General features: G+C 52.3%; 19 protein-coding genes and 2 pseudogenes. 10 read left to right on the top strand and 11 right to left on the bottom strand.

The window, feature by feature from the left end; all coding sequences use genetic code 11:
- The first annotated feature begins 60 nt into the window (after positions 1 to 60).
- A complete protein-coding gene (bshA, locus tag FW415_RS07205; RefSeq protein WP_148383595.1) occupies positions 61 to 1,239 on the top strand; it encodes an N-acetyl-alpha-D-glucosaminyl L-malate synthase BshA in 1,179 nt (392 codons plus the stop codon).
- 131 nt (positions 1,240 to 1,370) lie between these two features.
- Here the strand turns inward: bshA and FW415_RS25725 are convergent.
- From FW415_RS25725 to porU, 7 genes and pseudogenes are all read right to left on the bottom strand, one after another.
- Positions 1,371 to 1,646 (bottom strand): annotated as a pseudogene (locus tag FW415_RS25725) (murein hydrolase activator EnvC); the annotation flags it as partial.
- 1,143 nt (positions 1,647 to 2,789) lie between these two features.
- Positions 2,790 to 3,620 carry a DUF4292 domain-containing protein gene (locus FW415_RS07195; protein ID WP_148383593.1) on the bottom strand — a complete coding sequence of 277 codons (831 nt, stop codon included), beginning with the start codon at positions 3,618 to 3,620 and terminating at the stop codon, positions 2,790 to 2,792.
- 38 nt (positions 3,621 to 3,658) lie between these two features.
- Positions 3,659 to 5,398 (bottom strand): tetratricopeptide repeat protein, encoded by a 1,740-nt coding sequence (locus tag FW415_RS07190; protein WP_148383592.1) that lies wholly within the window; start codon positions 5,396 to 5,398, stop codon positions 3,659 to 3,661.
- Between the two features lie 2 nt (positions 5,399 to 5,400).
- A complete protein-coding gene (dut, locus tag FW415_RS07185; protein ID WP_148383591.1) occupies positions 5,401 to 5,844 on the bottom strand; it encodes a dUTP diphosphatase in 444 nt (147 codons plus the stop codon).
- A 31-nt stretch (positions 5,845 to 5,875) separates the two neighbouring features.
- Positions 5,876 to 6,358 carry a 2-C-methyl-D-erythritol 2,4-cyclodiphosphate synthase gene (gene ispF, locus FW415_RS07180; protein WP_148383590.1) on the bottom strand — a complete coding sequence of 161 codons (483 nt, stop codon included), beginning with the start codon at positions 6,356 to 6,358 and terminating at the stop codon, positions 5,876 to 5,878.
- Between the two features lie 104 nt (positions 6,359 to 6,462).
- Positions 6,463 to 7,614: a type IX secretion system outer membrane channel protein PorV gene (gene porV, locus FW415_RS07175; RefSeq protein ID WP_148383589.1), complete on the bottom strand. Its 1,152-nt coding sequence runs from the start codon at positions 7,612 to 7,614 to the stop codon at positions 6,463 to 6,465.
- Between the two features lie 116 nt (positions 7,615 to 7,730).
- On the bottom strand, positions 7,731 to 11,099 hold the full coding sequence (gene porU, locus FW415_RS07170) for a type IX secretion system sortase PorU (RefSeq protein ID WP_148383588.1): 3,369 nt from the start codon (positions 11,097 to 11,099) through the stop codon (positions 7,731 to 7,733).
- Positions 11,100 to 11,283: 184 nt separating this feature from the next.
- Between porU and FW415_RS07165 the strand changes: the two genes are divergently transcribed.
- Positions 11,284 to 12,831 carry an SUMF1/EgtB/PvdO family nonheme iron enzyme gene (locus FW415_RS07165; protein WP_148383587.1) on the top strand — a complete coding sequence of 516 codons (1,548 nt, stop codon included), beginning with the start codon at positions 11,284 to 11,286 and terminating at the stop codon, positions 12,829 to 12,831.
- A gap of 92 nt (positions 12,832 to 12,923) precedes the next feature.
- Positions 12,924 to 13,937 carry a hypothetical protein gene (locus tag FW415_RS25315; protein WP_246859050.1) on the top strand — a complete coding sequence of 338 codons (1,014 nt, stop codon included), beginning with the start codon at positions 12,924 to 12,926 and terminating at the stop codon, positions 13,935 to 13,937.
- A gap of 92 nt (positions 13,938 to 14,029) precedes the next feature.
- Here FW415_RS25315 and bcp read toward each other — a convergent pair.
- Both bcp and FW415_RS07155 read right to left on the bottom strand, forming a co-directional pair.
- Positions 14,030 to 14,419: pseudogene (gene bcp, locus FW415_RS25310) on the bottom strand (thioredoxin-dependent thiol peroxidase); the annotation flags it as partial.
- A gap of 8 nt (positions 14,420 to 14,427) precedes the next feature.
- On the bottom strand, positions 14,428 to 16,116 hold the full coding sequence (locus FW415_RS07155; protein ID WP_168208713.1) for a M23 family metallopeptidase: 1,689 nt from the start codon (positions 16,114 to 16,116) through the stop codon (positions 14,428 to 14,430).
- Between the two features lie 343 nt (positions 16,117 to 16,459).
- Here FW415_RS07155 and gldA point away from each other — a divergent pair, with 343 nt between their 5' ends.
- The 7 genes from gldA (at position 16,460) to FW415_RS07120 (ending at position 22,623) form a co-directional block, all read left to right on the top strand.
- On the top strand, positions 16,460 to 17,359 hold the full coding sequence (gldA, locus tag FW415_RS07150; RefSeq protein ID WP_148383584.1) for a gliding motility-associated ABC transporter ATP-binding subunit GldA: 900 nt from the start codon (positions 16,460 to 16,462) through the stop codon (positions 17,357 to 17,359).
- A 59-nt stretch (positions 17,360 to 17,418) separates the two neighbouring features.
- Positions 17,419 to 18,711 (top strand): phosphopyruvate hydratase, encoded by a 1,293-nt coding sequence (gene eno / locus FW415_RS07145; protein ID WP_148383583.1) that lies wholly within the window; start codon positions 17,419 to 17,421, stop codon positions 18,709 to 18,711.
- 88 nt (positions 18,712 to 18,799) lie between these two features.
- Positions 18,800 to 19,108 (top strand): septum formation initiator family protein, encoded by a 309-nt coding sequence (locus FW415_RS07140; RefSeq protein WP_148383582.1) that lies wholly within the window; start codon positions 18,800 to 18,802, stop codon positions 19,106 to 19,108.
- A gap of 153 nt (positions 19,109 to 19,261) precedes the next feature.
- Positions 19,262 to 19,483 (top strand): hypothetical protein, encoded by a 222-nt coding sequence (locus tag FW415_RS07135; protein WP_148383581.1) that lies wholly within the window; start codon positions 19,262 to 19,264, stop codon positions 19,481 to 19,483.
- A gap of 18 nt (positions 19,484 to 19,501) precedes the next feature.
- Positions 19,502 to 20,146: an endonuclease III gene (nth, locus tag FW415_RS07130; protein WP_148383580.1), complete on the top strand. Its 645-nt coding sequence runs from the start codon at positions 19,502 to 19,504 to the stop codon at positions 20,144 to 20,146.
- Between the two features lie 89 nt (positions 20,147 to 20,235).
- Positions 20,236 to 21,411, top strand: coding sequence for a nucleoside permease (locus FW415_RS07125; protein WP_148383579.1), 1,176 nt, complete (start codon positions 20,236 to 20,238; stop codon positions 21,409 to 21,411).
- A 21-nt stretch (positions 21,412 to 21,432) separates the two neighbouring features.
- Entirely contained in the window at positions 21,433 to 22,623 is a 1,191-nt protein-coding gene (locus FW415_RS07120; protein WP_148383578.1) for a Gfo/Idh/MocA family protein, read from the top strand.
- Positions 22,624 to 22,759: 136 nt separating this feature from the next.
- Here FW415_RS07120 and FW415_RS07115 read toward each other — a convergent pair whose 3' ends face one another.
- Positions 22,760 to 23,344 carry a DUF6134 family protein gene (locus FW415_RS07115; protein WP_148383577.1) on the bottom strand — a complete coding sequence of 195 codons (585 nt, stop codon included), beginning with the start codon at positions 23,342 to 23,344 and terminating at the stop codon, positions 22,760 to 22,762.
- A 127-nt stretch (positions 23,345 to 23,471) separates the two neighbouring features.
- A complete protein-coding gene (locus FW415_RS07110) occupies positions 23,472 to 25,322 on the bottom strand; it encodes a 2-oxoacid:acceptor oxidoreductase subunit alpha (RefSeq protein ID WP_148383576.1) in 1,851 nt (616 codons plus the stop codon).
- Positions 25,323 to 25,716: the final 394 nt, after the last annotated feature.

The following is a 25,716-nucleotide window of genomic DNA, read 5'->3' as shown; positions in this document are numbered from 1 at the left end:
GGCAATACCGTCATGCGGGTAAATTACTTACCTTAGCGTCTCACAAAATCCACTTTACGGATGCGCATAGGAATCGTTTGCTACCCTACCTACGGGGGTAGTGGTGTGCTGGCTACGGAACTGGGAAAGGCACTGGCAGATAAGGGACATATGGTACATTTCATCACCTATCAGCAACCCGTTCGCTTAAACGCGTTTCACGCCAATATTTATTATCATGAAGTACAGGTGCCCACTTATCCGCTCTTTGATTTCCCGCCATATGAGAGCGCGCTGAGCAGCACCATGGTAGATGTTATACTGAACCAGAAACTGGACCTGCTGCATGTGCATTATGCCATTCCCCATGCGTCCACTGCCTACCTGGCACAACAGATCGTTGCCAAGCAGGGAAAGCATATACCGTTCATCACAACATTACACGGCACGGATATTACGCTGGTAGGCCGGGATAAGACCTATGCGCCGGTAGTGGCATTTTCGATCAATGAATCGGATGCCATCACGGCCGTGTCCAACAACCTGCGGGAGGAGACCTACAAATCGTTCGACATCGAAAAAGAGATATCGGTGATCTACAATTTCGTGGATACCAGCCGCTTCCGCCGCCGGGAACTGCCGCATTTCCGGCAGGCCATTGCGCCGGAGGGGGAAAAGATTCTCCTCCACGTCTCCAACTTCCGCAAAGTAAAGCGGGTGCCGGATGTGGTAAAGGTGTTCGCGAAGGTGCGCGAGGCAATACCGGCAAAGCTTCTGCTGGTGGGCGACGGGCCAGACAGGCCGGCCATTGAATGTATGTGCCGGGAACTGGGCCTTTGCGACGATATCCGCTTCGTTGGCAAACAGGAGCAACTGGAGGACGTGATGTCTATCAGTGATCTGTTCCTGCTGCCTTCCGAGTATGAAAGCTTCGGCCTGGCAGCGCTGGAGGCGATGGCTTCCGAGGTACCGGTGCTTTCTTCCAATGCCGGCGGCCTTCCCGAGATCAATATCGACGGGCAGACAGGGTACAGCAGCGCTGTAGGGGATGTAGACACGATGGCCGCCAATGCCATCAGGATATTGCAGGACGAACAATTGCTGGCCCGTCTCCGCAAAGGCGCGCTGAACCAGGCGCTGCGCTTCCATATCGATAATATCATCCCGCAATATGAAGCGCTGTATGATATGGTATTGCAGCAGGCGCAGCTGCATACGGCCGCTGTCATGCAGCGGAAATCCACTGGCGCGATAAAGTAAACGAATACTATCGAATACCGCATAGCAGGAGGGGATGTATCAGATTATTGATACACCCCCTCCTGCTTTATATCCTGTTGTGTCTCTTACCGTTTGATCCAGATGTTCGTATTCTGCAACGACTGCCCTTTATAGATCTGCAGCTCGACCACCCCTGCGCTGTCATCTTCATTGGACCTGGCGGTGCCGATCACCTGCCCGGTCCTTACCTTATCCCCTGATTTCACCTGGATATTCTGCAGACCGATATAGTTGGTAAAGTACTGGCCGTGCCGGATCATCACCACATATCCCGCACCCGGTACCGAGAATACCCTGCGTATCTCTCCTTCAAATACGGCTTTCACATTGCCTCCCCGCCTGGTGCCGAAGAGGATGCCGTCGTTTTCTTCGGTGATCCTTTCCATGTCCGCATTCTTCTGTTTGCCGAAGAAACTGAGGATGATGCCGGATTCTATGGGCCAGGGGATCTTTCCTTTGTTGGCTTCAAAATTATCCGATAGGGCTACGGCTTCCGGCGTGGCTTCCAGCACATTGATCACCCTGGTGGGTTTGGCCGGTTCCTCCGGCTCGGGCGCCGGTTTGTCCACCACCGGTGGCGGTATGTTTACGTTTGCCGTGGCATTATTATTATTCTTTGCTGCTTCGTTGGCAGCGGCAATAGCACGCCTCCTTTCTTCTTCCCTCCGCTTGCGCTCGGCTTCTGCGGCCTTTTTGCGGGCCAGTTCCTCAGCGGCGGCTTTTCTCCGCGCATCTTCAATTTCCTTGCGGATCACGGCACGGATGGCGTCCTGTACTTTCTTCTGGTCTTTTTTCTTCTGACTGATGTCTGCCAGCAGTTCTTTCTCTCTTCCTTTCAACTTGGAGACCACTTCATCTTTTTCTTTCCTGTCCTTCTCCAGGATGGTACGTTGCTCCTGCTCGGTCAGCAGGGTTGAGGAACGTTTCTTCCGCTGCTCTTCCAGGTTCTTTACTTTCAGCTTCAGCTGCTCCTGGGTTTCCAGGATATTGCCGGCCTGGCGGCTCCGGAATTCCCGGTATTGCTTGAGATACTGATAACGTTTGATGGCGTCATTGAAGCTGTCTGCCGAGAAGATGAAGTTGAGCATGGCATACGAGCTGCGGTTCTTGTAGGCGGATACGATCAGTTGCGCATACTGCTGCTTGAGCGTATCCAGGTCCCGCTCCAGTGTTTTCACATCCTGCAGCGCGGCATTGATATCTCTGTTGATTAACCTGATCTCGTCATTGATATTGCGGATCATTCTGCTGCGCAGGTCCAGCTTGTTCCGGAGCGCCCGCAACTGCGCCAGGCTTTCCTTGCTTGACTTTTTCGTTTCATTCAGCATGGCCTGAGCAGCGTCCATCTCCTTCTGCAGTTCCTTTTTCCGCTGCTCCAGTTCTTCCCGCGTAGGCTGGTTGTTCTGAGCGTTCAGAACGGCAGGCGTCAATGCCAGCAGCATCAGCAACAAAACAGGGATAAACTTTTTCAAATGCACCATTTTGATGTTTAGTGATGTTTTATAACGTTAAATATACTACGAAATTGCTTACTCCCGTGTATAACGGGCGGGAATGGGGAAGGGGAAGGTCTGTTCATTGTCGAACTCCACCTTTTTAAAGTCCAGCGCAACTTTCACCACGCTCTTGTCTTCCGCGTATATCCTGCGCTGAAAGGCGAACTTGCGGCCATTCACGGTTTTATGATCGCCATAGGTCAGTTCTCCGGTGCGCGGGGTATCACTGTCATCGTCCTTTTCCGTGATCTTGCATTGCTGCAGCACGTAGTCATCCGCAAAGACGTTGAAAAGGCTGGTCACATCTTCCTGAACGGATGCAAACGATATAACGGATTGCGTCGTAACAATATTGGAGATGGAATCGGACAGGAAAACGGGGTTGCCGACGATGAGGTCCTGCAACGTTTTGAAATCCGTGCCAAGCTTCAGCAGCTCCTGTGCCTCGCTGGTGCTGCGGAGTGTAACCGTGCCTTCCAGGCGATTGACGATCTTGATGCTGTCTTTCGTAATGAGCACCCTGGCGCCTTCCACATTCAGGGGGCCGGATACCCTTACCCAGATCACGCTGTCATACATCATGCGGATATTCACGCCCAGATTATTCATCTTCTTCCCTTTATCATCCTCATAATCCATTTTCAGTTCAGCGGTGAACGTTCTGAATTCCATACGGTTGGCATTCACTTTTTCGAGAATGGACCTTGCGAGGGCGCTTTCTTTTTCCCCGCTGAGGGAATCCGTGCTCACGGCGGTAGTATCTGAGGGGAAAGTTGCGCGTGTAATGGTACGGGTAGATCGGCAGGAGAATAGTGCCAGGCTTACCAAACATGCAACAATCTGTAGTACTCTTTTCTGCTTCATTTAGAACTCATGATTTATGCTTACCCTGGCCGTTTCGCTCAGCGGTCCACACTTTTGATGTAACGTTTCTCTGCTATTTTCCTGGCAAGGCCAATGGAATTAGCGCCTTTGGCTTTGGCCAGCTGCCAGTATTCCACGGCCCGGTCCTTTTCATTGAGATTGAAAAGGATGTCGCCATAGTGTTCCAGCACATCCGGGTCCTGCTGTGCCTCCGGATGTTGCAGGGCTTTTTCTATCCATTCTTTTGCTTCGCGATATCTTCCAAGCCGGAACAGTATCCAGGCGTAGGTATCCATGTAGGTTGGACTTTCGGGCTGCAGTTCCAGGGAACGGCGGCTGAGCTGTTCCGCTTTATCCAGTTTATCTCCCCGCATGGAAAGGTAATAGCTGTAATTGTTCATGACGAGATGGTCCCGCGGGCGAAGGCTGAGGACCATATCATAACTGCTGTCGCTGCTGTTGTGCAGGCCGGTGGCGTGATAGGTATCTCCCAGCAGAGCATATACATCCGCTACAAAACGCCTTTCCCCGCCGATGGACAATGCCTTGTTAAGGGAGCGGATGGCGGCATCATGCCTTTGCTTGAAATAATTCGCAAGGCCGTTAAAATAGTAGCCCATAAATTCTTTCGGAAAGATACCGATAACGTGATCGCTTACACGCAGCAGGGAATCCTGCTGATCTGTACGGGAATACAGCCACATCATCTGGTACCATACGCTGAAACGCGTGGAATCCAGGCTGAGGGCTTTACGGTAATTCACCAGCGCGCTGTCCGGCATCTCACCCTGGGAGAACATATCCGCCCGGAGGGCGTATGCTTTGGCATCACCCGGATGTGATTCCACAATGAGCCCCGTGAGCAGCAACCCTTCATCCCGCTTTGTTGTATCTGTTTCCAGCATCTGGAGGTACGGATATACAAAGGATATTTTTTCGTCTATACTGTAATCCGGATTGTTGAATGCCTTGATCAGGTAGGCACGGTATTTCGGTTCATTCCCGTTCCTTTTTTCCATGTTGGCAATGGCAATCAGCGCGCGGGGATGATAGGGGTCCTGCTGCAGGATGGTATCATATACTTTCCTGGCATCACCCTGACGGCCGACGGACTCGTATATCTCGGCCAGCATGCCCCGGTAACGAAGTTCAGCAGGGTCCTGGCTGATCAGTTTCCTGACCTCTGCCGCCGCTTCATCCGCCATACCAAGGTGCATGAAAATGCGCTGCCGCTGGTAAGAAAGATCTTCCACCACCCCCACCCTGCTTTCCAGGGTATCAAATACGGTCAGCGCCGCAGCATAATGCTTGCCTTTGGAAAGCGCCATCCCCTTGTTGAACAACAGATCCTCATCCAGCGGACTGAGGCGGATCAGTTTGTCGTACACCATGGCGGCGCTGTCAAACATCTCGTTCATGGTGAAAGCGTCCGCAAGCGCCAGCTGGAACCATTTGTTGGAAGTGTCCATCGAAGCAGCACGGCGGGCAAAGCCCAGTGCGTAAGAGGGATTGCGCACTTCGGTAAAGAGACGGCTCAGTTCATAGAAAACAGTAGCGTTCTTCTTGTTGAGACGGATATAATCGGAATACTGCGTGATGGCCGTTCTATAATCGCCAAGCATTTTGGAGCGCTGGGCTGCAAAAAAGAGGCTGTCCGCCCTTTGCTCCAGTATCTCCTGTTGCAGGGCAGCCGGTACGGACGCAATCCTTCTGCTGCTTCCGCATGCTGCCGCCAGCATTGCGGCGCCTGCTGTTATGGCGATGATAGTGTGACGCATGTTCAGGATTTTCCCGTATGGCCGAACCCTCCGCTCCCTCTTTCTGTTTCGCTCAGTTCCTTCACTTCATGCAGGGTCACCTGTACGAACGGTGCTACCACCATTTGTGCGATACGGTCCCCATGCCGGATGATCTGCGGTTCCCCGGACAGATTGATCATAATGATCTTGATCTCTCCACGGTAATCTGCATCTATCGTGCCAGGGGTGTTCAGCAGCGTGAGCCCCTGTTTAATGGCGAGGCCGCTGCGTGGCCGGATCTGGGCTTCGTAACCTGACGGCAGTTCCATGAACAGGCCGGTGGGCACAAGGGTGCGTTCCATCGGCTGCAGGGTCAGTGGCCCGTCCAGGTTGGCGCGAAGGTCCATGCCGGCGGCATCAGCCGTAGCATATGCGGGTATCGGATTATCCGAATGATTAATGATCTTAACTTGTATTTCAGCCATTGCACAAAGGTAAAACGTAAAAAATAAATGGTTACTGCTTTTCGAGCAATACGGTAGCATAGGCTACGACTCCCTCTTCCCGGCCCACGAACCCCAGTTGCTCGGTGGTAGTGGCCTTGATGGATACATCTTCTATGGTAACCCCGATATGCGCGGCGATCACCTCCTGCATTTGCGGCACATATGGCTTGATCTTCGGCGCCTGCAGGCAGAGAGAGGCATCCACATTCACCACGCTATAGCCCTTTTCGGCGATCAGCTCCCGGCAGCGGGCCAGCAGTATCTTGCTGTCGATATTCTTGTATGCCTGGTCCGTATCCGGGAAGTGCAGCCCGATATCTCCCAGGCTGGCGGCCCCCAGCATGGCGTCGCAAATGGCATGCAACAATACGTCCGCATCACTGTGCCCCAATGCACCTTTGTGGTGCGGCACCAATACGCCTCCAAGCCAGAAGTCACGCCCCGGCACCAGTTGGTGGAAATCCACCCCTAATCCTATCCTTAGTTTGCTCATAATCCAAATCAATTGCGCCTTTCCGGCGGTGGGCTAAAATAATAAATCCCCCTTAGCTACGGAGGATTTATTAATGGTATATTTCTTATGGCAAAGAAACGGTGCTATTCCTCATTCCGCGACAGATCAAAAGAAAGCGTGAAGCGCAGGGTGTTAGACAGCGGATTTCTCTGGATACCGGCGCCGGAAGGCACCAGGTAAGAGAAGTTCAGGCCGAAAATATCATACTTCACACCAAGCCCGGCCGTAAAGTACTTGCGGTTGCCTTTTGTGGCATGCTCATTATAGTATCCCACACGAACGGCAAACTGGTTATTGTACCAGTATTCGCCACCCACGGAATACATCAGCTCGTGCAGTTCTTCCTTGAAACCGCCCGGAGCGTCACCGAAGGAGGAGAACAGGCCTTCCAGCACACTTTTATCCGGGTAAGTGCTGTCGGTCTGCGGCGTAGGTACCATCAACTTGTTGATGTCCAGTGCAAACGTGAACTTGTTATATTCATCGATACCGATCGTGTAGGCTGCGCCCAGCCCCAGGTTGGTGGGCAGGAAATCTCTCTGGGCGGATTGCGTATAAGATATTTTGGTACCGATATTGGTCATCGCAAAACCCAGGCTCAATGTGTTAACGCCGTTATCGGTCTCGAAATTCTTCGTGTAAAAGGAAGTGAGGTCCGCTGCCACGGCCCGGCCGGGGCGGATGGTCTGCTGGTCCACGCTCAGGCCGGTAGCCAGGCTGGAATGGATATAGCGGAGCGCCAGGCCGATAGACCAGTTTTGGCTCAGCCGGCGGGCATATCCCGCATCAAACGCGAACTCGCGCGGGCGGAAAGTACCATTGTCCGCCTGGTTCATATCTGTAAACTGAATGTCGCCCAGGGAAAAATACCGCAGGGAAGCACCGATGGACTGGTTCTCGTCCAGCTGCGTATAGCCGGCTACCTGCGCCAGGAATACATCGTTCACCAGCTCCTTCAGCCAGGGCGTATAGGTGACCGCGATAGCGGCTTTCTTTTCTGCAAAGGGGAGTTTGGAGAGGTTCCAGTAAACAGCGTTGGCATCCGGTGAAAGCGCAAGGCCCACGTCTCCCATCGCTCCGCTCCTGGCATCGGGGGATATGCGCAGGAAAGGTACAGCTGTGTTGATGGCATTTACTTTTCCGTCCCTTTCATCGGAACTGATCTGAGCAAAAGTATCTTGGCATAGGAACAGGGAAAAGGTGCATACCAAAGCTATTGTTATCCTGGAAAACATGCAATACTTATTTAGTTAGCTTAAATGTAAAATTAATCTGTAATTTATAAATTTCAAGGGATGGGTAGAATGCATACATTTTTTCTATCAGATTTATATAAAAAATAATATGTAATCTACAATAATATCATCTTTCCGCCAAACACTTTTTCTTTGCTCTTTTCGTCTTTAACCACAATCTGATAAAAATATATGCCAGGGGTCAATCTCGCTCCCGAATCGGCGGTCCCGTTCCAGGGAACGCCATCATAACGGCCGTTGACGGAATTTATTGTGCTGCTCATGGTACGTACCAGTTGTCCGGCGGGTGTAAATATACGGATAACCACATCAAGATCAGTTCCTTGCTGATTATGTGTGAATACAAAGCGGGTCTGATCGCGGAAAGGGTTGGGGTAATTGAAGACATTTTCCACTGCCAGCGCGGCTTTGAGCACTACCTTGAACCGGATGCGGATGGTGGAAGAATTATTATGGGTATCCCAGGCCCTGATGGTGAGCGTATGCTCTCCCGGTGCGAGGCCGGCCATGGGGAAACGGATATCCCCCTGCCGGTAGTCGTCCTGCAGGGCTTCGAACCAGGCATTCAGATTATAGAAACGGGTACTGTCGTCCAGGATAGCGACAATATCGTGCCCGATGCCGTTGCCTGTGGCATTAATGCCGTTATCGTCGTACAGGCGCACAAACAGCAGCGGCTCTTCATTAACCAGCCCACCGTCCCGGAAGTTTTCATCGTTCATCCAGGCTTGTATCTGCGGGCCTTCATTATCCGCAGGCGCTGCGGCAGTGCCGTTCACGGGCAATTGCCCGTACACCCCTCCGCCATCGCTGGTCTCATTTTGCGTATAGTAACTGATCTTGCCATGGCCATCTTCCTGCAGTATATCCTTCGGCACCACAAAGGTGAAGCTGAACCGGCCGTTCCGCACCTGTTGCGTGCCTTTGAACAATATACGGTCCTGCTGCCGGTACACCACGGCGGTACTGCCGGGGTCGTTGCCCAGGGTGCTGCTCCCGGCGGGCTTGTCATACACCGTGGTGGTCATCATCCCGTTATAGTCCTGTTTTATCATACCATCCGTATCCCTGACGCTGCCCTGAATGGTGTATTTACCGAGGGCTTTCAGGGTGTCTGCGCCGTTGAGCGGCTGCCCGTTGATGGAATCTGTGTACACCCGCCATAACGGAAATGCCGGCAGCAGCGCCGGGTCGCCCAGCAACTGGAATTTCCGGTTATTGATCACGTCCCCGAGAGCGGCATATGTTTCGTTCTTCGCCAGCCGCGCCCCCTCACCGAGCGAGGTGCCGGGGTGAAAGGCCAACCGGAAATAATTGGCGTTCATCACCAGGTTGGATGCGGCAAAAACTGCACGGGTGGTAGTCATCAGCGCAATAGCGCCGCCTTCCGGCATCAGCACCAGTTTTTCACCGAGGGACTGGAAGGCCGGATTGTCAAACGGCGCAAAATCACAGGTAGCCGTTACTACCAGGGGCAGGCGGCCCGCATTTTTCCATCCCGACAAAGAAGCTTCCTCCAGGATGGCTTCTTCCGCCAGCCGGGAAAAACCGCCATGCCCGGTGTAGTTCCACACCAGCGTTCCGCTGTTGATCCGGTTGGTGATGGCCTCATTGGCAGCGGGGTAACGGCTGCCGCCGGAGGAGGATACCTGGGGGTAGGCATCGAGATATATCTTGTCAACATTATAAACGGGCTGTTCCGTTTCAATGATCCGGCTGACGGTCTCTGCGTCTTCCAGGTGCAGGTTGTTATCTTCATCATCCGCCACAAAGGTCATTTCATTCCGCCAAGGGCCGAAGCTCCGGGGGGTATGGTAACCTGATATCTTGTCTACCACCGCGTCCGCTTCAGCCGCATTCCTCACCGGCAGGCGGCCAATAGCCACGTCCAGGAGATTGACCTGGCCGTTGTTGCCGATATTGTCCCCATCATCCAGGAAGCCGAAATAGTCGTCAGACATATAAGCAGTGATGCCATGCCAGGAGGAGCTGCTTTGCCAGGTGGGCACAATATTCGTGTTGCCGGGCAACCGGTCCCGGTAGTCGTACGAGGCCCGTCCGAAGAGCAGCAGGTAACGGATGCCGCCGCGGTCGTAATGCATCTTCACAAAATCCCGCAACGCTGTGGGGTCCGGTGAGCCTGACGCAAATTCATTATAGATCTGGTCCACTGTTACAACCGACACCTGCAGTTGCTGTGCGGTGTTATGCCAGGCCGCGAGGCGGGCGGCGGCGCTTTCCAGGCCGGTGGCGGTGATAATGAGCATATCCGGGGTGGAAGCGCCGTGCAGGTTCTGATTGGGGACCGGGCCGATGTATTCCGGCTGCGGCAGGGCTTCCGGTGTGAACGCCGCAAATTCTCTCAGGGTGGCGCAATCTGCGTTGAATTGCAGGCTGCCGCCACTGAATGAGGCCGGAAGGCTGCGGGGCTGCCCGGGAATGGTGACATCCCAGACCTGCGTCTGCGCGGCAGCGTTGTCAATAGTGAACCGCCCGATGCGCCCCGGCCCTGTTCCGGATGCGTCCCTGAACAACAGCGCGCCCTGGGCCGGCATGCGCAATGCAGCACGGCCCTGCACTTCCAGGAAGTCCAGCCAGCCCTGCGCCGAGGCATTGCCCTGGTAACGGAGGGTAACGGTACCACCGCCCTGTGCGGGGAACCAGCCACCGGCCGGACTTGCATATTCTTCGAAGATATTACCGCTGACCGGCGCGGGGTAAAAACTTTCGGCCAGCACATTATTCACCAGCACATCAAAACGGGAGCTGCCCGTACTGCGCGACACGGCCTGAAAACGAACGAAAACATCCGTCAGCCCGCCGGGCGGAAGGCTGATGGTATAGGTGCGTTCCGCTGTGCTGCCGTTCCCGTTGCCAAACTCGTCTCCAAGCCACTGCTTTCCGCTGGAGAGGATGTTGTGCAGCTCATCTTCACGAAATACCCGGAAATCAAAGGAGTTGACATTGAAATTAGGGTTTGGCACGGCCGGGGCAGGTTGCACGCGCAAGCCGCCGGGAGAGATATGCAGGAAATAACAGGCGGAATCCGCATATAAATTATACGTGTGGCGGTAGCCCTGTGCGTCTTTTTGCCAGGTATGGGGACCGGGGGCATAGAATAAAATGTAATCATTCCCGTTCAGCAGTCCATCCCCTCCATCCATTACAGAGATGGCGATTTCCGGCAGGTCATCTGCCCGTGGAACGGCATTGTCCTCCGGCAGCATGGCGCCGCCGTTACCGAAAAGCCGGATGTGGGAAGATGGCAGGCTGGCCGTGGAAATTCCCATGGCATTGAGTTGGGGAATACCTATTTTGTAAATGCCGGCGGCCTTGACCGCCAGTTTGCACCAGTTGCCGTCCGCCAGTACGGACCTGTCCGCATAAACACGCTGTGCCAGGGTACTTTCCGTACGGCAAAGCAGGAAAATGGCGCTGATGAGGGCAAAACCGGAGCGGAGCATAAGGGCGGCAGGATGTTTATATTTATTACAAACCTAATGTATATCCGGGAGTTATCAAACCTAAACGATACAGCATTAGCCGCATTTGATTATAGATTAATTTTTTTTGCTATAAAATAAAAATTACTACATTTGCGTTTACTTGTATGAATATCTAAATTGTATCGATAAAAGCTGTTTTAGCATGCGCAGATTAACCTCCTTATCCTTGATCCTGGGCACCGGCGTATTGATGATGTCGATGTCGGCCTGTAAGAACGGTGGGCTTTTTGGAAAGAAGAAGGAATCTTCTTCAGCCACCGGATGGGCGTATAACGACCCTAAAATGGGTGGTTTTTCCGTTGCCAAGAGCAAAGACCAGTTCACTGGTCCGGGCCTGGTATTCGTTCAGGGCGGTACTTTCGCCATGGGCGCTACCGAGCAGGACGTGATGGGCGACTGGAATAACATTCCCCGCCGTATCACGGTTTCATCATTTTATATCGATGAAAGCGAAGTATCCAACATCAATTACCGTGAATACCTGTACTGGCTGAGCCGGATGTACGGCGAATCATTCCCCGAAGTGTACCGCAATGCGTTGCCGGACAGCCTGGTATGGCGTAGCGAACTGGCTTACAATGAGCCGCTGGTGGAATATTATTTCCGCCACCCTGCATATAACAATTATCCGGTGGTGGGTGTGACCTGGAAACAGGCGACCGACTATGCCAAATGGCGTTCCAACCGCGTGAACGAGAAATTGCTGATGGATGCCGGCCTTCTTTCGCAGGCAGATATCATGAACCAGGCGGATGACAATACTTTTGATTCCAAGTCTTATATGGCCGGCCTGTACGAAGGTACACCGGGTAAATTGAGCAAAAGCACCCGCAAGCAGTTCAGTAATGCTGACGGTTCTCCCCGCGGCGCACAGTTTGAGGACGGCATCATGCTGCCCGCCTACCGGTTGCCCACTGAAGCGGAATGGGAATATGCCGCATTAGGATATATCGGCCAGAACCCGAACCCCTCCAAAAAGGAAGGTAAACGCGGTGAAGAGCTGATCATGAACAAACAGATCTATTCCTGGGGTACGAACAACAGCGGCCTCCGCGATATCCGCCGCGGTAACTGGCAGGGCCAGTTCCTGGCGAACTTCAAACGCGGTTCAGGTGACAACATGGGTATGGCAGGCGGCCTGAATGACCGTGCGTCTATCCCCGCTCCTGTTCAATCTTACTTCCCGAACACTTTTGGTATCTATAACATGTCAGGTAACGTGAGCGAATGGGTACAGGATGTGTACAGACCGCTGACCACTATCGATGGCGATGATTTCAACTACTTCCGCGGTAACAAATTCCAGACGGTATATCAGAATGCCGAGAAAGAATTTGAAAAAGACAGCCTTGGTGCGTTGAAAATGCGTGATGTGACCGATGAGGAATCCGCCAGCCGCCTGAACTATCAGAAAGGCGACGTGATCAACTACCTGGATGGTGACTCCCTTTCCCTGGTGGAATATGGTTATGGTATCACTTCACTGGTGAACGACAAATCCCGTGTGATCAAAGGGGGTAGCTGGAACGACCGTGCTTACTGGCTGTCTCCCGGTACACGCCGTTTCATGCAGGAAGATATGGCGACCAATACCGTAGGGTTCCGTTGCGCGATGGACCGTGTGGGCAGCCCTGAAGGTAACAAGTTCAAAACCGGGCAGATATTCAAGAAACAGCGTCAGAAGAGATAATTCAAATTGATAAAAATAGGAACGGGAAAGAGGTTTAACTTCTTTCCCGTTTTTTTTGATGCTTTGAGGGCTATTTTTTCTTTGCGGATTTTTTGGGTGTTGATTTCTTCACCGGTTTGGTTGCTGCCTTTTTACTGGCGGCTTTTTTTACCGGCTTTGTTGTAGCTTTTTTGGGTGCTGATTTTTTCGGCGTCGCTTTTTTGGATACAGCCTTTTTGGGTGCTGATTTCTTTACCGGTTTGGTTGCGGTTTTCTTTGCAGCAACTTTCTTCGGCGTGGCTTTCTTCGCGGCGGCCTTCTTTGGTGTTGATTTCTTCACCGGCTTGATTGCCACTTTTTTTGCAACGGATTTCTTTGGCGTTGATTTCTTAGCGGCTGCTTTTTTTGGTACTGATTTCTTCACTGGCTTGGTTGCTACTTTTTTAGCAGCAACTTTCTTCGGTGTTGCTTTTTTAGCGGCTGCCTTCTTTGGTGCCGATTTCTTCACCGGTTTGGTTGCGGTTTTCTTTGCAGCAGATTTCTTCGGCGTGGCTTTTTTCGCTACTGCCTTTTTGGATGCTGATTTCTTCACCGGCTTGGTTACCACCTTTTTAGCAGCAGATTTCTTCGGCGTGGCTTTTTTAGCGGCTGCCTTCTTTGGTGCCGATTTCGTCACCGGTTTGGTTGCCACCTTTTTAGCAGCGGCCTTCTTTGGCGTGGCTTTCTTAGATGCTGCCTTTTTAGGTGCCGATTTCTTCACCGGTTTGGTTGCGGTTTTCTTTGCAGCAGCTTTCTCCGGTGTGGCCTTTTTAGCAGCTGTTTTTTTAGGTGCTGATTTCTTTACTTCCTTCGATGCTGCCTTTTCAGGCATCGCTTTCTTTGCTGCAGCTTTCTTCGGCGCCACAGCTGTCTTCTCTGCTTCCGCTTTTTTCGCAGCTTCCTTTGCAACAGCCGGCACCCTTCTGCTGCGGGCTTTCACTGATGAATGTGTGCCGGTCTCCTTCAGTTCCTGCACCACCGCCTTCGCCTTCTCCACGGGATCGGATGATACCGGTGTTTCCTGTATTTCTTCTTCAACCACTTCAGCCTCCACGACTTCCTCCCCGGCACGCTCTGCATCTGCCTGAGCGGTCTCCTCCTCCGGAGCGGCGCCTTCCCATAACTCCAGTATTTCCTGGGCATGGTAATCATTATCCGGTTTGTTGATGATGTGCGCGATTACACCTTCCTCATCGATCAGGAAGGTAGTGCGGTGCGTGCCGTCATAGGTACGCCCCATGAACGTCTTTTCTCCCCAAACGCCATAGTCGTTCAGGATGGTATGGTCAACATCCACCAGCAGGGGGAAAGGCAGATCGTACTTTTCGGTGAACTTCTGATGGCTCTTTTCATCATCTTCACTCACACCAATGACAACATACCCCTTGCGGAGCAACACGCTGTAGTGGTCACGAAGGTTGCAGGCCTGGATCGTGCATCCCTCCGTCATGTCGTGAGGATAGAAATAGAGGATTACTTTTTTGCCTTTGAAATCGGTCAGGGAAACCGTATTCCCCTGCTGGTCTTTTGCGGTGAAGTCGGGCGCAACGTCGCCCTGTTTTAGATGCATCATGATGGCTATCTTTTAAAAGTCAATATATAAGTGGTTTCATTATCTACAATATCGGTCACCTTCAGCGTCAGCTTGTGATTCCCGGGCGGGCAGTGTTCATCGAATTTGTAGGATAACACATTGCCCCGGCGGGAGAACATCAGCCATTTACCGTCCAGCTCCGCGCGGTAGGACTTGATGCCGCTGGCATCGCTCATGGAAAAAGCGATCCGGCTGGCTTTGGAAAGGTTTGCGCCTGACCTGATCCCTCCCAGTGGGGTGATCCTCGGAGATATGGTGTCCGCCGTCAGATAAAAATCGCCAAGATCGCGGAAAGTGCCTTTATACCAGCCGTCTTCATACACTGCAGCGGAAATGCCCTCTCCAAACCCTTTGCGTACGATCACCATTTTATCCTGCAATTCGGGCTGCACCGTGCGTTTTGGCATGATGCGCAGGCTGAAGCTGTGATGCACCGGTACCAGGGCGGTATGCAGCCGGAAGGTGTTGGAGTAGGCCTTGCTGTTGGGAATTTCCTGGTAGCGGAAACATATATCGTCATACAGGGAACCTTCTTCCAGGAAAAATTCCACCTCGCTGTTCTCGAATATATTCCGCGAACCGGGATACATGGCATTCGTACAAACCGGGGTCTCTACCACATCCCCTGACTGCTGCAGGGTCAGTTTTACATCGGAGGCATTACCGTAAGCATCCGTCACCCGCAGCGTCACGGGATGGGGTTGCTTGTCAGACAGATCAACAATGCCGTTGCCCACGACCTCATGGTACACTCCCAGGTTATTGCCGGGCAGGGAGAACAACAGCTGTACATAAGGCCCGCCGCCTTTCCTCATTTTATAATCGATATGGGCATTGAGATAACGGGTTTCATCATACCCGATATTATCCAGCTGAAATCCGCAGTTGATCTCTCCATCCTCTATCAGCATAGCTTCATATATCCCGTTGGGGTTCGGGGAATTGCTCTGCCGGTCGATGGCGCTCAGGCCCAGGCTCACCTTGTCCGTCGCCACTTTCACTACGGGCGTGCTGGCTACATACCCTCCTTTTGTGGCTTTGACGGTCACTACTTTGGGAGTCTGCTCATACAGGCTTTTGTTCCGGTCGTACACCACAATGCGGGATATTTCGGGTTTGCGCGTATCGGGAATGCTGAACCCGAAAAGCATGGGATTGACCGGTTTTTCGGTTTTGGTATCCCTGATCTCGAAATGCACATGCGGCCCGCCGGAACCGCCGGTATTTCCGCTCCAGGCAATAAATTCCCCCTTTTTCACGGGAAAAAGTCCCGCAGGCAGCGTAATATTCGTTGCCCAGCTTTCCTGCTCATATTGCTTGCTGGTGATATATGCTTCGAGTTTGGGATAAAATCTGTTCAGATGCGCATACACGGTCGTATATCCGTTCGGGTGATCGATATACAGCACATTTCCAAAACCGAGATGGGAAATGCCCACCCTGCTTACAAATCCCTCCGCTGCAGCATGCACCGGAAGGTTCTCGCGCTGCTGCGTCTTGATGTCTATACCCGAATGAAAATGGTTCGGGCGCAGCTCGCCAAAATTACCGGCCAGCTCTATCGGTATATTCATCGGGTTTCTGAAATATCCTTTCGGGTAGTGCTTTTCCGGCAATTGCTGGGCTTGCATGAACTGCGGAAGCAGCAGCAAAAAAACGATCGATCTTTTCATCCGTTTATTTTTATTTTTTACGGGCGGGACTGCGCCTTGGATATTCAAGCTGGTTACTTTAAACATGCAGGCTTCATCCTGCAAATGTAATAGTAAAAATTATCGGCACACAGGAAAGCCTGACAGTGGATCAAAAAACATGCCTCAGAACTTAACATAATTTTTAAATTGAAAGCTCCGCGGATTTCTGTATTTTTCCCCCTGTAACATAATGTCTCTTACTAATCATAACAACCTACAACTGTTCTTTTATCAACAAGCACCCTGAAACTGGCGGGACCGGCCAAAAGCCCGGTCCCGTTTTCACAATTTTCGCTTACTTTAGTCTCCGCAAAAACTATCCATGTCTATTCTCGTTTCACAACTCACGAAGCTGTATGGTCAGCAGAAAGCAGTGGACAACATCTCTTTTGAGCTGCAGAAAGGCGGGATCGTGGGCTTTTTAGGTCCAAATGGTGCCGGCAAATCCACTACCATGAAGATCATCACCGGTTACCTGCCACCAAGTGAGGGGCAGGCAAGCGTTTGCGGGTTTGATGTTGCGAAAGCCCCCATGGAGGTCAGGCAGCGGGTGGGATACCTTCCCGAAGCAAATCCGCTGTACCCGGACATGTACGTGCGGGAATTCCTGGAATTCATGGCGGGCATGCACCGGCTAAGCAGTCCGCAAAAGCGGATCAGCGAAATGATCGGGCTTACCGGCCTCACACCGGAACAGCATAAAAAGATCGGGGCTCTCTCCAAAGGGTATAAACAGCGGGTGGGCCTGGCCCAGGCGCTGCTGCACGACCCGGAAGTGCTCATCCTGGATGAGCCCACCTCCGGGCTCGATCCCAATCAGCTGGCGGAGATCAGAACGCTGATCAAAGCGCTGGGAGAGAACAAAACGGTGATGCTCTCCACCCATATCATGCAGGAAGTAGAGGCCCTGTGCAGCCGGGTGATCATCATCAACAAGGGGCGGATCATTGCCGATGACGCTATCAGCGCCCTGCAACGGGGCTCAGGCAGTTATATCCAGGTGAGTTTCGGGGAAAGTGTCAGCCTTGCCGAACTGGAGGCCCTCCCCGGCGTAACCCGTGCTGTGGCCGCCGAAGGCCATCAATGGAGACTATATACGGCAGATGCGGAGACCGTACGGAAAAACCTCCTGCAATTCGCTTTGATAAATAACCGGAACATCCTTTCTTTGCAGAGCAATTCGCATTCGCTCGAAGACGTGTTCAGGGAACTGACAAACTAGTGGTACGTTTGCCGTCCGGATTCACTTTTCCAGAATTAAAAAAATAAAAAATTTTACCCATGAGTATCATTTCAGAGATCCATGCCAGACAGATTTTAGACAGCCGCGGCAATCCGACGGTGGAAGTAGACGTAACTACGGAAGACGGCCATGTTGGACGGGCCGCTGTGCCATCCGGCGCTTCCACGGGCAAACACGAAGCCGTTGAGCTCCGTGACGGTGACAAAGGGGCATATATGGGAAAAGGCGTGATCAAAGCTGTGACCAATGTGAACGAAACGATAGCAGATGAACTGATCGGCTGGGATATCAGCGACCAGGCGGGTGTAGACAAGCTCCTGATAGAACTGGATGGAACTGAAAATAAAGCCAAGCTGGGCGCCAATGCCACCCTTGCCGTGAGCATGGCGGTAGCCAAAGCGGCCGCAGAAGCCTTCGGCCTGCCCCTGTTCCGCTACCTCGGCGGCGTAAATGCCACCACGCTGCCCATTCCCCTGATGAACATCGTGAACGGCGGCGCACATGCTGACAACAAGATCGATTTCCAGGAATTCATGATCGTACCGAATGGCGCCGGCTCCTTCTCCGAAGGCCTCCGCTGGGGCGTGGAAGTATTCCACCACCTGAAATCCGTACTGAAAAAGAAAGGATACAGCACCAACGTAGGTGACGAAGGCGGTTTCGCTCCCGAGATCCAGAGCAATGAAGAAGCGATCGAAACCGTGCTCCAGGCTATCGAAGCCGCAGGTTACAAAGCCGGCTCCCAGATCAATATCGCCCTGGATGCCGCCAGCAGCGAAATGTACGACGAGAAGACCAACTCCTACAAATTCTACAAAAGCTCCCAGAAAATCATCAGCAGCGATGAAATGGTGGCCTACTGGACAGAATGGGTGAAAAAATATCCCATCGTTTCCATCGAGGACGGTATGGCCGAAGACGACTGGAGCGGCTGGAAAAAACTGACCGAAGCCATCGGCGCCAATGTTCAGCTCGTGGGTGACGACCTGTTCGTAACCAATGTAAAACGCCTGAAACAGGGTATCGACCAGGATATCGCTAACAGCATCCTGGTAAAAGTGAACCAGATCGGTACAGTGACGGAAACCATCAACGCGGTAACCATGGCCCACAAAGCCGGTTACACTTCCATCATGAGCCACCGCTCCGGTGAAACCGAAGATACCACCATCGCCGACCTGGCGGTAGCACTGAACTGCGGTCAGATCAAGACCGGTTCCGCCAGCCGTACAGACCGCATGGCCAAGTACAACCAGCTGATCCGCATCGAAGAACTGCTGGACAGCAGCGCTTTTTATCCGGGAAATTCCGTTAAATTTGGTAAGAAATAACAGCATTATTTTTTATAGTGGTCAATATTCAAATCTTTCCGGGTGCCGGATGTCCGTCCGGTACCCGGATATTCTAAAACATTAGCGAATGAAGAAGATCAGCATACCAGCCGTCCTGCGCAACAAATATGTTGTGAGCGGAGCAGCCTTCTTCATATGGCTGATGTTCCTCGACCGCAATAATATCTTTACCCAATACCAGCTTTACTCCGAAGTAAGGGAACAGGAAGCCCAGAAAGCATTCTATAAAAAGGAAATTGAAAGGACCCGGCAAGATCAATACGAACTGCTGTCCAGCCCCGAAAAACTGGAAAAATTCGCCCGGGAGAAATACCGTATGAAAAAAGATGATGAAGACCTGTTCATCATCCCCGACCCTACCACCAGCCAGAACTAATCTTCTGTATTTCAAGTTGATACAGATGTTTCACTTTTGTTAAAAAATTGCGCTTCTCAAAAAAAAGGCTTAAATTAACAATACCGCCCCGTCATTCTCCGTTATGTATGTGTTAATCTTGTAAATTCCGTTAAAACAAAACAAATCAATCGCATGAGCAATTTTACACTCCCTTTTTCTACTGCTAACTGTACTGTGACTAACCCGGAAGGCAAAACAACGATGAACATGAAAGAGCATATGGAACTGGCCCGTGAAGAGCATCAACAGCACCTTTTTACCTTGCAGGCGTTGGATAAAGTGCAGTACACCCCCCGCACCAGCACCCTGATCGCTATTTTTGACTATGCCCAAAGCGAAAAAGAAGAGCGCTAGTTTTACTATTTTGCAGGCATGACCAGGAAAGAGCGATTCCAGTACGTGATCGATTATTTCGAGCAGCATGCTCCAGATGCAGAAACAGAACTGATCTATGACAATCCCTACCAGTTGCTGGTAGCCGTTATTTTGTCCGCCCAATGCACGGACAAACGGGTGAATATGACCACTCCCGCCATTTTTGAGTTATACCCGGACATTGCCGCCCTGAGCAAAGCCACGTTCGATGACCTTTTTCCGCTGATCCGGAGCATCAGCTATCCCAACAATAAAACCAGGCACCTCATTGGCATGGCTAACATGGTAATGGACGATTTCAATGGCGAGATACCGGCTACTGTGCCGGAACTGGTGAAACTGCCCGGTGTGGGCCGAAAGACCGCCAATGTGATCACCAGCGTTATCCATCATCAGCCGAATATGGCCGTGGATACCCATGTTTTTCGCGTATCCGCCCGGCTGGGCCTGACCGTAAATGCCAAAACGCCGCTGCAAACGGAGCAGCAGCTATTGAAATACATTCCCGAAGAAAAGGTACATGTGGCGCATCACTGGCTGATCCTGCACGGCCGTTACATCTGCCTGGCACGCAGCCCCAAATGCGGGGAATGCGGGCTCCGGCCGGTCTGCAAATATTACCAACAGCTGGTTAAAGCCTGACAGCGGAAAAGCGCCGGCAGGCAGAGAAGCCATACCGGGGTTTTTAATCGTTTGTTTCCTTATCTTGGTTAACCTAAAACCCGTTTCACTTGAACAGCAACACCCGGTTCCAGCTCTCACTCATGATGTTCCTCGAATACTTCATCTGGGGCGCATGGTATGTGACCATGAATACCTATATGGTCACCAATCTGCACGCAACAGGTGCAGAAGTAGGCTACGCCTATATGGCCCTGGCTATCGCCACCATGATATCCCCGTTCTTCGTGGGGATGGTGGCCGACCGGTACTTTCCGGCGCAAAAGGTCATGGCCGTTCTCCACCTCGTTGGCGCGGCGGCGCTCTACCTCGCCACACAAACATCCGATACCTGGATCTTTATCGGGATCGTGCTCTTTTATTCCCTGCTGTACATGCCTACTATCGCGCTAACCAATAGTGTGGCATTCGGACAGATGAGCGATCCCGGGAAGCAATTCCCTGCCGTGCGGATGTTCGGGACCGTGGGCTGGATCGTGGCCGGTTTGCTGATCGGCTATATGCTCATTGAGAAGACAGCCGGCACCTTTTATATTGCGGCCGGAGCTTCCGCCCTGCTCGGCATCTACGGATTCCTGCTGCCGGATACCCCGCCGAAAGGCAAAAGCGATGCATCCGCCGTTGGCACGGAAGCCCTCGTGCTGTTCAGGAACCGCTCGTATCTCGTATTCTTCATATCGGCCATCCTCATCTGCATCCCGCTGAGCTTCTATTACGGCTTCGCCAATCTCTTCCTGCATGAAGCGGGTATGGAGAACGCCGCCGGGAAAATGATCTATGGCCAGGCTTCGGAAGCGGTATTCATACTCGCCATTCCCCTGCTGCTGCGCCGCATCGGCGTAAAGAACATGCTGCTGCTGGGGATGACGGCCTGGGTGCTGAGGTATGTGCTCTTTGCGTATGGGGACAGCGGCGCGAACATCTGGATGTTATATGCCGGCATCATCCTGCACGGCGTCTGTTATGATTTCTTCTTCGTTACCGGTTACATGTACACGGAGAACAGGGCGGGAGAAAAGATCAAAAGCGCGGCGCAGGGGCTGTTCACCTTCGCTACCTACGGGCTGGGCATGGTCATCGGCACGCTATTCTCCGGATATGTGGCGGATTACTACACGGTGAACGGCATACGGCAATGGGAACCGATCTGGATGGTGCCGGTGTACATCGCGGCAGCCGTGATGCTGTATTTCGTGCTGGCGTTCCGGGATAAAAAACCTGTCTGACAAAAAAATAACACAATTCATATGGCAAAAATTGCAATGCTGGGCTCCGGATTCATCGGGCGATTTTATGCAGATTCCCTGCAGGGACAAAGGAGCCGGGACAAGATCGTAAGCATCTATTCCCGCCGTGAAGAAACCGCGAAGAAGTTCGCACAGGACTACAAGTGCGATCACTGGACAACGGATATGGAAGAAGCGATCAATCATCCTGAAGTGGACATGGTTTGCATCTCCCTGCCCAATAACCTGCATGAAGCGGCCGTGCTGGCCTGTTGCAAGGCGGGGAAGTCCGTCATGTGCACCAAACCGCTGGGGCGGAATGCGGAGGAGGCCAAGCGCATGATGGATGCCGTAGAGCAGGCGGGTATCTTTAACGGTTACCTGGAAGACCTGGTGTACACGCCGAAATTCCTGAAGGCGTTGCAAAGTGTGCAAAACGGTGCGCTGGGCCGTATCCTCTGGGCCAAATCAAGGGAAACGCACCCCGGTCCGCATAGCGAATGGTTCTGGGATAAAGAGCAGGCAGGCGGTGGTTGCATACTCGACCTGGGCTGTCATTGTGTAGAGATCGGGCGCAGTTTCATCGGGAAAGATATCCGGCCCCTGGAGGTCATGTGCTGGGCAGATACCCAGGTAAAGCCGATCGATGCGGAAGACCATGCCATCGGCCTGGTTAAATACGACAACGGCGCGATCGGGCAGTTCGAAGTGAGCTGGACCTTCCGCGGCGGTCTTGATCTGCGGGATGAGGTGATGGGTTCTGAAGGCACCATCTGGCTGAACAGCTTCCTGAGAACAGGCTTTGATATGTTCACCACCGGCAAGGGCGCGGACTACGTGGCCGAAAAAGCGGAAAGCAACACCGGCTGGCTCTTCCCCGTGGGTGATGAACTGAATGAACTGGGCTATAATCATATGTTTGCAGACATGTTCAATGCCGTGGAAGCAGGCCGCGAACCCCGCGAGACCTTCTATGACGGTTACGTGGTGAATGCCATCCTCGATGCTGCCTACAAATCAGCAAGATCGAAACGCTGGGAGCCGGTAGAGCTGCCGGTATGGCGCGGAAAAGAAGACGTTGGAAAGGAAAAGGACCTCAACAGTTATAACGATCAGTATTATCTTATCAAAGAGGAAACCACGCACTACGGCGCTTCCAAACTTATTCTGAAGGACAAGAAAACGGGGCAGATCATCGAAAAAGAAGTGTGACCGTAATTGGATCGACACGCGCATTGCGCCTCCTTCACCAACAGGTGCATGCTGCTGTCGAACAGATATGATACTATGTTTTCCAGGTAAAAGGGTGTACCGCAAAAGGTACATCCTTTTTGTTTGACCAGACAGGCTACTTCTCCTCCAGGAAGGTGAAATACGCTTTTCCCAGGGGATGGGAGAACTCCACCTCTTTCAGCTTTCCTTTATCATAACGGTAGAGGCTTTTCCTGCCATCAGGGAGCGTCAGTTCATACCGTTTATCCGCCAGCAGTTTGACAGGCAGAAAGACGCCAAGCGTTTCCGAATAAGCCTGCCGGATATCCTTCGGCTCCGAAAAGTAAAGGTCGCTGACGCAATAGGTGATCTGGGCATGGGGCAGGCTGCTGCGTTCCCCTTTCCGGGTTACCGTGTACCCTTTGGCGGCTTTTTCGGTGTAGGTATCTTTATTATCTGCCGCTGATTTACCCTGCAGGCGCATGGCTTTCGCCGTATGCAGCACTTTGTTCCGGTATTCCGCATAAATATCCACTTCCATGCGGGACAGCAGTTTCATCTGTACCCGGCTTTTAAGGAAGAGCTTGCGGATGACGCCGGCTGTTTCCTGCCTGGCATCCAGTGTTCCAATGACGTTGTTGCCGTAACGTATTTCGTAAATGCGGGTCTGGCCGGCCGCCGCGGAAGCTGTCAGAAGAAGGGCCCATCCGAAGCAACACATCAGAAAGGTCCGTAATTGGCGGTATGATTTACCGGCGCCGGGCATGGTTTACGTGCATCAATATACAAAACAAATGACGAAATACAATAATATGCATTCCGTCATTATAAAAAAAGTTACCGGCGGATCAAAGCATTTCCCGGATCCTGGCTACCAGTTCTCCTTTGGTGATAGGCACACCCATGATCTTGTTATAACCCTGGGCGGGAATCAGGAACTGGTCGCGGATGATCCGGATCAGCTGACCGTTATTGATCTCGGGGATCAGCACCTGGTCATAGCTATGCAGTATTTCGGCCAGGTTCTTCGGGAAGGGGCGCAGATGGCGCAGATGTGCGTGGGCCACTGCATGCCCTTCAGCTACCAGTTCCAGCACAGCGCTCTTGATGGCGCCAAAAGTGGACCCCCATCCAAGCACCAGTACTTTCCCTTTTTCGGGACCTACTTCAATTTTTTGCAGGGGTATGTGATCGGCGATCTTGTCGATTTTCTCCTGGCGGATCTTCACCATTAACTGGTGGTTTTCAGGATCATAGCTGACATTGCCGGTGATATTCTGCTTCTCCAGCCCGCCGATACGGTGCTCCAGTCCCGCTGTGCCGGGCACAGCCCAGGGGCGTACCAGGTTTTCGTCCCTTTCATAAGGCAGGAACTGCTCCTCTCCTTCTTCCAGGCCTTTTTTGAATTTTACCGGGATCGGGATGAGGTCATCGCTCTTGGGAAAACGCCAGGGTTCCGCGCCGTTAGCGATATATCCATCGCTCAGGAAGATCACGGGTGTCATGTGGTTCACCGCTATCCTGAATGCCTCGTAGATGCCGTCAAAGCAATCTGAGGGGGTGGATGCGGAGATGACCGGCATCGGGCATTCGCCATTGCGGCCATAATATGCCTGCAGCAGGTCGGATTGCTCCGTTTTGGTCGGCAGCCCGGTAGATGGCCCTCCCCGCTGGATATCTATTATTAATAAAGGTATTTCCAGCATAACCGCCAGGCCCATGGCTTCGCCTTTCAGCGCCATACCCGGACCGGAGGTGGTGGTCACCCCCATGTGGCCGCCATAAGAGGCGCCGATGGCCGAGGTGATGCCGGCGATCTCATCTTCCGCCTGGAAGGTGCGGATGCCGAAGTTCTTGTAACGGCTCAGCTCATGCAGGATGTCGGAAGCCGGCGTAATGGGGTAGGTTCCCAGGAAAATGGGCAGGCCGGACTTCTGCGAAGCAGCGATCAGACCGTATGACAAGGCCGTGTTGCCGGTAATGCTGCGGTAAGTGCCCGGCTCCATGCGGGCCTTTTCCACCTTGAAACGGGTGGAGAACGCTTCTACCGTGTCTGCAAAATTGTACCCGGCATGCAGGACTTTCAGGTTACTGTCCAGTATCTCCTGCTTTTTACCGAATTTTTCCCGCAGGAAGTTTTCGGTGCTGAGCATATCCCGGTCATACAACCAGTACAGGAAACCCAGTACGAACATGTTCTTCGCCCGGTCCTTTTCCTTCATGCCCATGCTCATGTCTTTCAGCGCTTCACGGGTCATCTTCGTCACATCCATCGTATGCAGCTGATAATCAACCAGCGAGCCGTCTTCCAGGGGATTGACGCCATCCGGATAATTGGCCAGGCGCAGGTTCTTGCTGTCGAAGCCGTCCGTATTGGCGATGATGATCCCCCCTTTCTTGAGCCCTTTCAGGTTGGCTTTCAGCGCAGCCGCGTTCATGGCTACCAGTACGTCACAGGCATCGCCCGGGGTGAAAATGCGGTTGGAGGAAAAGTGAAGCTGGAAACCGCTCACGCCAGGCAATGTGCCTTGCGGGGCGCGGATCTCGGCCGGAAAGTCCGGGAAGGTGCTCAGGTCATTCCCGATCAGCGCAGTATTATTGGAAAACTGCGTACCGGTCAGCTGCATCCCGTCCCCGCTATCTCCCGCGAATTTTATTACGACATCCTCTATCTGCTGGATTGATGTATTATTGGACATTGACTTGTTCTTTATTATGATATAGTCTGTAAAATTATGAAATCACCGGATAACTTCCTGCTCGAAACGGGAAACAAAAGTACACAAACCTTGTAGACTTTTCCAAAATATCCTGAAACCCTTTACCATAGCCATTTTTCAACTTCCCTAAAGTCCTACTGCCGTTTATTTGGCATAGAATTGGTTCTCAAGGCGTCTGCAGGGAAAAGCCCTGCACGAAGCCGGAAAACCCGCCACCTCGCTTTTTCCACTTCAACGCATATACGAAAAACTGTGTAAGCGGTCATTTGAATGGCCTAAATGTTAAAGATTCTTTAAAGAATTGTTAAACACTAACACGAACGTGTTATAGGCATGGTAATTGCAAAATATTCCCTGAGAACAGATTTACGGA

Origin of the sequence: Chitinophaga sp. XS-30 (assembly GCF_008086345.1) — a bacterium.
In the GTDB taxonomy this organism is placed as follows: Bacteria; Bacteroidota; Bacteroidia; order Chitinophagales; family Chitinophagaceae; genus Chitinophaga.
This window is presented reverse-complemented; position numbering and strand designations above follow the sequence as displayed.